Source organism: Candidatus Hydrogenedens sp. (assembly GCA_035361075.1).
Lineage (GTDB): Bacteria > Hydrogenedentota > Hydrogenedentia > Hydrogenedentales > Hydrogenedentaceae > Hydrogenedens.
In genome coordinates this window covers 1-9,205 of the sequence record DAOSBX010000064.1, presented here as the reverse complement: position 1 = coordinate 9,205, position 9,205 = coordinate 1, and the positions used below count along the sequence as shown (strand labels likewise).

Here is a 9,205-nt window from a genome sequence, read left to right as displayed (position 1 = left end):
GCTAAATTTCTTAATACTGATAGGATACAAATTAGAATTTAAGCACAGTCATCCAGAAAATATATCCTGCATCATTATTATCTGTACCACCTGAAAAGTCAGTGCCATTCCCTTGAATATAGGCTCCATTTGCCAGCCCATCACCAACAAATAGATAATTACCATAAAGCATGAACCATAAATCTTTTGAGTAGTTATATTTCATCCATGCGGCAATTTCCCAACCTATATCACTTTCACCTTCATCCGTCCAGAAAGAAAGGTATGGAACTGCATAGAATCTTCTTCCGAAAATCTTAGCAGTCTTAGGCGGGTCAAACGGAGAAACAATACCATCATAAGCACCATGTAAATGCAGTAATATCTTTTCTGTCGGTTTTAATTCAATACCTAATTGAACCTGCCAATAATTAGAGAGCCAACCATTATCATTCACAGTCGGCAAATAGTTTTTATCGGAAAATAACCTATTAAAAGAATGACTTGCTTCTGGTTCATAAAATGGATTTAACCAATCCCAAAAATCAATGCTTCGATTATCATGCCCCTGATAATACACACCCAATGTATAGACTCGTGGAGACCACTTTACATCCTCAAAGGTATAACCTAACGTCAATTCCGCACCTAAATCACCCCAGTTTGCATCATCATCACCATACATACCACCAATCGGCTTAAATGTAGCACCTAACGAATCGGCTTCACCAAATTGATATGCCAACTCTAAATCATAATCAAATCCAGAGGACTTCCCGAAAGCACGAATACCAACAGTATGAAGCTTTGTAACTCCATAATCATCTCTATTCAATATATCTTCTACAAATTCTTGGACTGGATTCCCTGTTGTATCATGAGGACTCAAACCATCCCTTAAGAAATACCAATAGGCAGACACAGACAATGGCTTCCATCCTGCATACGTTCCATAAACACCATAGAAATCAAGGTCACCATCCTGCTCTTCCTGATAACGGTCATTTAATTTCGATGCAAACGCATCGACAGTCCAATCCCCTTCTTTATAGGTCAGTCGTATAGCGTCATGGGATGAATATTGAGAGGGTGTTAACATATTAGTAACCAACCATCCCTTACCCATAATCAAGTCTTGACGACCTACTCGAAGGGTTAAAGGCGTACCATATATATTTCTCATCTCTATATAAGCTTGCTCAATTTCCACATCATCTTTCGATTCTGCTCTCACATCAACACCAGTCATATAATCTTTTGAACGGAAATCTTCACCCCAGATATGCCAATCATATAACTCAAAAAAAGCAGAAACGTCATCAGTAAAATCAGCCTTAAAATTTAATAACACTGAGGTCTCATATCTCGACCAATCGCTACCATCTTTATCCCACTTAAACATAGATGTAATCTTTTTCCCTCCCACAGGTCGCCATTGAACATAAGCAGGTGGTATCCGCTCCTCACGCGGGGCAAAGGTATTGATATACCAACGGCCTCGTATCCTCAACTCTCCACCGACCGATACACTTTGCAACTCTGCTATTGCAAAAGATGCTATGGTAAGAAATAATACAAATAAAACTAATCCCCTTAAAACACATGATTTAATCATAAAAGTACCCTTTCATCTAATGTTTTATATATTTATTAAGAATTATTTGTTATACAGTCTGTTAATCATAGAAAAAACATATTACTTAATTCAAATAGAAAAGGAATTTTTTTCTAATCATACATGTTATAAAACAAAAAAAAGGAAATCTATATGGTCGCAGTAAACTCAACTATGTTACCATTAGGAACAAAGGCACCTGATTTTTGTTTAAAGGATATAAACGGTAAGTGGGTTCGTAGGGATGATTTTAAAGGTAAAAAAGGACTATTAGTAATGTTTATTTGCAATCACTGTCCCTTTGTAAAACATATACAACAAGAATTAGTAAAACTAACAAATGAATATCAATACAAGGGGATTGGAATTGTTGCCATCAATTCGAATGATGTTGAAAAATATCCCGAAGACCATCCTGATAAAATGAAAGAAGTAGCAGAAAACTGGGGTTATATGTTTCCATATCTATTTGATGAAACGCAAGAGGTGGCTAAATCTTATAAGTCTGCGTGTACACCTGATTTCTTTTTGTTTGATAGCAATTTCCATCTGGTATATCGTGGACAATTTGACGACTCTCGTCCTGGAAATGGGAAGCCAGTTGATGGTAAAGACCTAAGAACTGCCTTGGACTGCCTATTAGAAGGCAAACCTGTTCCTTCTCGTCAGAAACCAAGTATAGGTTGTAATATCAAGTGGAAATCAGGAAACGAACCAGATTACTTCACTCATTAAAATAAACTTATCATCGTAAAAACTTTCTTTCTACATAATTTCCCCATATTACTTATAATTTTTATATTATAGGGGAATACCATTCATCTATCTTTGTTGTAATCCCTCCCTATTTTTTGCAATATTTTATGTATAAATTTTAATTTCAATAAAGCTTTAGAAAGGGCTAACCATGGATACAGACATTGACGAAATAAATAAAACGGAAAAAATGATAGTATTTTTTAAGTTCTCGATGAGGCTATTGTCTTTGGCATACTTCATTGGTGCACTGTTCTTCTTCTTCATACCCGATGGCGTTAACTATATTCTCAATTTCTTACCTATCTTCCTAAAGGTGCTTCAACCCCTACCCGATAAAAATGTGGACTACTTCTGGCTACCCCTCGTAGGTTCATTAATGTTTGTCCTGACATACATCGCTTTTCAATCTTCACGAGACCCGCATAATAAAATATTATTAAATGTCCATATTCTTTCTAAACTTATTTCCGCATTGGGTTATTTTTACCTCTTTGTTGTTCATGCATACATATTTGGATATATAGTCGGTGGCGTTCTCGATTTTGCTATTTGCTGTTTTGTTTTATACCTAAAAATTAAAATTCAAAACATACCAAAAAACGAATCTTAAATAAATTAAAATCCCATGCAATACCCATATAAAATAACTAATGAATCTTTCCTCTTGCCTGATTTAAAGGGATATGCGTATGAAGTCTGGTATTGGAAATTAAACCCAATAGATGGTCATTGGTCTTTATGGTTCCGATTTACCCTTCTTAGAAATAAATTTAAATCTGTCGCTGAGGTCTGGGGTATATTCACTCAAAAAGGAACTAACACCAAAGAAAAACAAACATATCATACCGCACTAAAAAACACCTTCCCAATTGAACAATGTATTTACACAGCTGATGAAAGACCTCAAATTTTGCTAAAAAACAACTCCGTTGATTTCATGACCACACATGGAAAATTAGAGCAAAATGAAAAAAAACTTTATTGGAACCTTCAATTAACTCCTATTGCACCACAGGAATCTTTTAATTTTGTTCCACATACATTCTGGAAATTAGGACTTGTAAAAAACTATGCCGTTACTGTGCATGAAAAAATACTATTTAATGGTGTTATTGAGACAAACGAAGAAACTACTCCTGTCCAAAATGCATTAGGCATGCAGGGACATCTGGCAGGAATAAAGCAAGGTCACTCATGGGCATGGGCTCATTCCTGTATATTTTATGATGAAGATACTGGCGAACTTAGCCCACTTATTATAGATATATTAACAGCAAGGGCACGCCTTGGAAAACATATTTTGTCACCCAAACTTACAACAATGTTTATACACTATGAAGGACAAACATATTCATTGAACTCCCTTAATAACATCCTATCTATTAAGTCTCAATATGTTCCTCAACATTGGGAATTGCAGTTAAAAACAAATACTTTAGAGATAAATGTTGTTACGGAAGCAGAAATATACACTATAGTTGGCGTTCAATATGAAGATACTGATGGGACTCCCCTTTATTGTTACAACACAAAAATGGCAACAACTAAACTTTATATAAGAGATATCGAGAAAGGCACAGAAAAGCGATTTATATGTCCTAATAAAGGAGCATTTGAATGGGTTCAAAGAGAGCTTTGGGATAAACTTTCTATTTCAATATAGAGGTGATATGAAAAAATTTATTAAAAAAAATAGCTACTCATTTTTATTAACACTATTCGATGATGACCCTTATTGGACTGAAAATATCCGTGAAGAGGACTTTTGGACAGAATTTCAAAAAACATTGACATCATTACCCAAAGTATATCGTTTCGGTTTTATCTGTGGCATTATTCTACTATCGATAATAACTCCACCCTATGGATTTTTTACCCCTATTTCTAAATCATGTTTAGACAAACGTAAAAATTGGATAAACTCTTGGGCTAACTCTAAATATATCTGGAAAAAATCTTTGTTTTTAGGCATACGTATCCTTATCATGGGAAGTGCATTACAACTGAAACCCTCTTTAATCCATACCAATTATCCACAAATCTTAGACACACGAGAAAAACATATCTGCTTAAAGGTAAAACAATAACCTATGAATGAAGAATTAATAGAAATTTACAGAAAAAATAATGTTGTTGATGTATCAAAAAATATGGAGTCTGATTACTTAAAGCAAATTTACGATTTCATTGTCATCGGTAGCGGTGCAGGCGGAGCAGTCGTAGCAAAAGAACTTACCGAATACGGGGCAAATGTTGCTCTCATCGAAGAAGGTTCTCTACCTTTTCCATGGGAAAAGTCAGCATTCAGGTCATTATTAAAACTTTATCGGGATAAAGGTTTCACAGGTGTTATTGGCAAGCCTATGATTCCTATTCCTTTAGGTCGCTGTGTCGGTGGAACAACAGTTATAAATTCTGGAACATGTTTCCGTGTACCTCAAAAAATACTTCATCAGTGGGAAATAGAGTTAGAGTTAAAAGAATTGACCTCAACGGATTTATCAGAATGCTACGAAAAAGTAGAACGTGAGATTCATGTTGAAAAAGCCAACTGGGATGTAATGAACAAATCTAATTTGTTCATCCGTAAAATAATGAACAATAAAGATATTCCTTGCTACCCCTTGAAACGAAATACAAAAGACTGCGAAGGCTGTGGAATGTGTTGCTACGGATGTACCTCTGGTGCCAAAAAGAGCATGGAATTAACATACATCCCAAAGGGAATCCAATCAGGTATGGTACTCTTTTATAACGCAAGGGTAAACCGAATATTAACTCATAATGGAAAGATAGGGTATGCCGTTTTAATTGATATTATAGACCCAGAAACCCAAAAAGTTATAGATACAATTGAATTAAAAGGAGAGAAAATTATTGTTGCCTGCGGAACATTGTTATCTCCATCACTATTAAAACGAAGCGGAATCGCTTTAAATAATCCCAATTTAGGTCGACACCTTACTATTCATCCTGCAAGCAAAATATCTATTGAACTTAATGACGAAATCAATTCATGGATGGGAATCCCTCAAGGTTGCTATACCGATGCTCTTGAAGAGGAAGGTATTATTTTCGAAGGTGTAGCCATGCCTCCAGATTTAGGTCCTTCTGCTGTACCATACACAGGAGAGGAATTAAAATATTACTGGCAAAACTATAAAAATATAGCAACGTTTGGATTCATGATTAAAGATAGCACAGAAGGATACTTAAAATACTCAATAAAAAATCAACCCGTTTACTCTTACCAACTAACATCAACAGATGTAACACGACTAAAAAGGGCTATCTGTTTTCTCGCAGAACTGGCACTTGAAGAAAAACCGAAACAATTATTCCTAATGATTTCCAAAAAACCGAATATTATTAAGACAAAAGATGATTTACATACATTTCTAAAAGTAGAACATCTCCCCTCAGATTTTGAATGTATGGCTTTTCATCCTTTAGGCACATGTCGCACAGCACATTCGCCAGAGCATGGAGTATGTGACCAGAACTTTAAGGTGTTCAATACTGACAATATCTATATTTGCGATGGTAGCATCATACCTACATCTCTCGGGGTAAATCCTCAGCTAACCATCATGGCATTTGCAACTCAATTAGGAAAAAATCTCGGAATGGGCAAAGTTTAATTACGATGTAGTGTGAAAGAGTCTATCCAGATATTAACATTACTCAAATTACAGGGGTCAATCCGTAGTGATTTAACTCTACCTTTCCAAAGAGGATGCTCACGCAGATTAAATGTATATGTATAATAACCTCCATCAGCCCGAGACGGAAGTGTTATTGATTTTTCTTCATTAAAACTCAACCCTTTTTCCGACCAATACAATTGCACCTTATTTTCTATCGGGGCTGGCACATCTACTCGAAGACGTATTGTTGCTCTTGGAAAATTTTCCGCCTTGATACCCTTTGTTCCAAAATAAAAATAGCAAATTGATGGGTCTTCCCCTGTAGTCCTCCCAGTCATACTCCCTTCTTCCACCTTTATCCCCTCCATTCCTGCAAATATTTTCCAACCAGATAATCTTTCGTGAAAATCCCAAGAAGTCTGCATCTCAGAAATAGGAAAATCATAAGGACCACGTCCGACATCTTGCGGTGTTATATTTATTGGGACTTCCTCTGTATTTTCTGAGACAAAAACATCACGGATGGCTTCATACATTGCAAAACCGAATTCTGTATTAGGTTCTATATAACTACCTTCGCCCCATTCATTCAACGGGCCTAAAACAATAATAGGCTTCCGTGTTTCTCTTGTAAAATCACGTGCAGACAGCAACATCGTCTTAAATAATTCTGGAGTTCTTCCTTCAATAACCAATGCTTTTGAGCCATGCCATGGCCTTGAATCCCATCCTGTTTCCACAATGGGATAATAAGTCATTCCTTCACATAAACTGTGTTTTTCCATCCAAACAGATGGTATTGTGGAAACGACATCTTCATATCTTGCACGGTTAGGGATTTGACTCATATAAACTGCTCTATAAAATTCATGATAATTTGTAAAAGATGAATAGCCTTCGTTTTTCAAAATTTGTAATTCGCTGGCAGTATGATTATTGTTTATTGCCATGAATTCAATCCCCTCATAACCTGCGGATTTTGCCCACTGTTGGGATTTATCAAATAATTCCTTTACCGCTTCCGAACTACCTAAATCATGCCGAATATTTTCAGGACTCCAGATACATACAAGCGGTTTATTATCAATCCTGTAATAGGATGGCAAATTAAAATAATTATCTATCCACTCTCTATTTACTTTTTCCCAGTCCTCAACAGAATGGGTATTGGGAGGATTGTGATTTGCCCACATAATTGCCACGTTTAAATAATCTCTATACTTCGCTTTTCGATAGGCTTCAAACCAATGTGTTAACGATTGTTTTCCACCAATCCAATACCAATCAACAAGGAAACATTTTATTCCATTCTCTACAGCCCATTTAATTTGCCAATCCACACACTCAGGGTTTCCTTCATCATAATATCCTAAAATAGGTTTTCTTATCGGTGCTGTCGTTTGTATACAGTCCCATTTTTCTGCAGTATCCCAACCTGGGAAATAAAAAGCACAAATATCTACCTTGGTATTAATCGGTCTTGGTTCAGGGACATACTCCGCTGTTATATTTTTAATTTTAGGCAATACATTCAGTTCTCCCGTATTGATAGTCAATGGGGTCTCTTCTAACATAGGAATAACTTCAATAGGATACTCCCCTGATTTTTCTACAAACACTTCCCAGTAAACATCCATAAAATCATCATATTCAATTTCATATGGAGGCTCGGGAACAGGACCTTTCTCTATCCTCAAAGAACTCGGATGTCTAAAATTTAAGTTATCTATCTGGGCAATACCACCTCCTTGATTGGAGAGCCTTAATAAAATAGGAATTTTACTGTCCTCTCGTACTCCTCCTTGTGAAGGACCAAAATAAGACACAATAAGTTCAGGCTTATTCAGTGGCTCTTCTCCTATAGATAGAGAATATATTTTCACATTTGAATAATTGGGAATATGAAATCCTAAAGCAAGAATAGGGTCTTTCCATTTAGAATATTGAGACATATCTATGACATTAACATGTGTTTTGTTATCCGTAATCAATGGTAAAGAAATAATTTGAGGTCCTACTACATCCTGACCTGACCAAATAAAATCTATTGAATTAGCACCTTTGCTTGCAGAATATTCAATAGAAAGATATTTTTTACCACCAACAGTCAATGATATAGGCTTAACGAAGTAATAGGAACTATGTTCAGAATCAACGTTCCACGAGGAAATGTCCCCTTCAGGAAATCGCCACTCGTAAACATCCGTAACAGGGGGTTCCCCTTTATCCCATGTTTTTACAGAAATTTTCTCTAATTCAAATTCCAGAGCATCACACAAATCCAATCGTATTTTGATAATTTTCCCCTCTTTATGCCAGAAAGGAAAAACATAAATATCTTGCCAATCATCCTTCTCTTCAAAATTAAAATTGACAGATTTATCTCCCGATAGTCCCCCATATTGTCCTTCATTTGTTCCAGACCAGAATATCTGCCCCATACCGCCATGATTCGTTTTCATGCGAATATGTATGTATTGATAAGGGGTTGAGATAAATTCAATACCTTCGCATAAAAGATATGGGTCTGTGCCCTGTGTCCTGCCATGCAATTTCCCATCCTCTATTTTTACATCTTGGACTTGTCCATTCGGCACCCATTTCTGCAAAATATCGGGATTATCAAATATCCATTCAGGCAATTGATAACTTACAAAAATCATTAGAAGAGATGTCAATAACATAGATTTCTCCACTCTTTAGTTTTGGAAGGGGAAACATACCAATAAAATTGAAAAAATTATATCATAAAATAAATATCCGCCGAAATTCGTAAATTTCGGCGGATATTGTTAGGTCTGCTTTTTCAATTAAATACCAGGATTATAACCATCTTCGCAAGTTTCACCATCTCTGCATGCATGATAACCACCTGAATTAAAGAACTGTATTGCTCTTAACAGTTCATTGAGGTCAATACGCCAATTTTGAGGGTCATAATCACTTGCATGAGGTTTGCAATCTCTCATATCTGGATTGTTACCTGGATTATATCCATCCTCACCTTGTGGGTCACAATGATAACCAAATGAGTTAAATAATTGAATCAAACGAAGTAACTCTGTAAGTTCAATTTTCCAATTTCCATTGGTATCTATATTATGAGGAACTATTAACGGTTCTCCCTCTTGAACACCTTCTGGTGTACCTTCTGGTGTGCCTTCTGGCGTGCCTTCCACAACTCCTTCTGGTGTACCTTCAGGAA

At 36.0% G+C, this 9,205-nt stretch carries 8 protein-coding genes; 5 read left to right on the top strand and 3 right to left on the bottom strand.

The features are described 5' to 3' along the window. Positions 1-31: 31 nt before the first annotated feature. Positions 32-1,594 (bottom strand): alginate export family protein, encoded by a 1,563-nt coding sequence (locus PLJ10_13150; protein ID HOK10592.1) that lies wholly within the window; start codon positions 1,592-1,594, stop codon positions 32-34. A gap of 153 nt (positions 1,595-1,747) precedes the next feature. Here PLJ10_13150 and PLJ10_13145 point away from each other — a divergent pair, with 153 nt between their 5' ends. From PLJ10_13145 to PLJ10_13125, 5 genes are all read left to right on the top strand, one after another. Further along, positions 1,748-2,329, top strand: coding sequence for a thioredoxin family protein (locus PLJ10_13145; protein ID HOK10591.1), 582 nt, complete (start codon positions 1,748-1,750; stop codon positions 2,327-2,329). A gap of 172 nt (positions 2,330-2,501) precedes the next feature. Next, entirely contained in the window at positions 2,502-2,963 is a 462-nt protein-coding gene (locus PLJ10_13140) for a hypothetical protein (GenBank protein HOK10590.1), read from the top strand. A gap of 54 nt (positions 2,964-3,017) precedes the next feature. Then, the gene (locus PLJ10_13135) at positions 3,018-4,016 is read left to right on the top strand and encodes a hypothetical protein (GenBank protein ID HOK10589.1); all 999 of its coding nucleotides are present in this window, start codon (positions 3,018-3,020) and stop codon (positions 4,014-4,016) included. 7 nt (positions 4,017-4,023) lie between these two features. Further along, positions 4,024-4,440 carry a hypothetical protein gene (locus tag PLJ10_13130; protein HOK10588.1) on the top strand — a complete coding sequence of 139 codons (417 nt, stop codon included), beginning with the start codon at positions 4,024-4,026 and terminating at the stop codon, positions 4,438-4,440. 3 nt (positions 4,441-4,443) lie between these two features. Continuing rightward, positions 4,444-5,994, top strand: coding sequence for a GMC family oxidoreductase (locus PLJ10_13125; protein HOK10587.1), 1,551 nt, complete (start codon positions 4,444-4,446; stop codon positions 5,992-5,994). On the opposite strand, the gene PLJ10_13120 is transcribed toward PLJ10_13125, so the two are convergent. Beyond that, a complete protein-coding gene (locus tag PLJ10_13120; GenBank protein ID HOK10586.1) occupies positions 5,991-8,684 on the bottom strand; it encodes a glycoside hydrolase family 99-like domain-containing protein in 2,694 nt (897 codons plus the stop codon). The two genes, PLJ10_13125 and PLJ10_13120, sit on opposite strands and share 4 nt — an antisense overlap. A gap of 126 nt (positions 8,685-8,810) precedes the next feature. After that, on the bottom strand, positions 8,811-9,205 hold a 395-nt coding region (locus PLJ10_13115; GenBank protein ID HOK10585.1), incomplete at its 5' end, for a hypothetical protein.

Coding starts and splice junctions, on each gene's coding strand:
- PLJ10_13145 (HOK10591.1), top strand. CDS start 1,748: ATGGTCGCAGTAAACTCAACTATGTTACCATTAGGAACAAAGGCACCT.
- PLJ10_13130 (HOK10588.1), top strand. CDS start 4,024: ATGAAAAAATTTATTAAAAAAAATAGCTACTCATTTTTATTAACACTA.
- PLJ10_13150 (HOK10592.1), bottom strand. CDS start 1,594: ATGATTAAATCATGTGTTTTAAGGGGATTAGTTTTATTTGTATTATTT.
- PLJ10_13125 (HOK10587.1), top strand. CDS start 4,444: ATGAATGAAGAATTAATAGAAATTTACAGAAAAAATAATGTTGTTGAT.
- PLJ10_13120 (HOK10586.1), bottom strand. CDS start 8,684: ATGTTATTGACATCTCTTCTAATGATTTTTGTAAGTTATCAATTGCCT.
- PLJ10_13140 (HOK10590.1), top strand. CDS start 2,502: ATGGATACAGACATTGACGAAATAAATAAAACGGAAAAAATGATAGTA.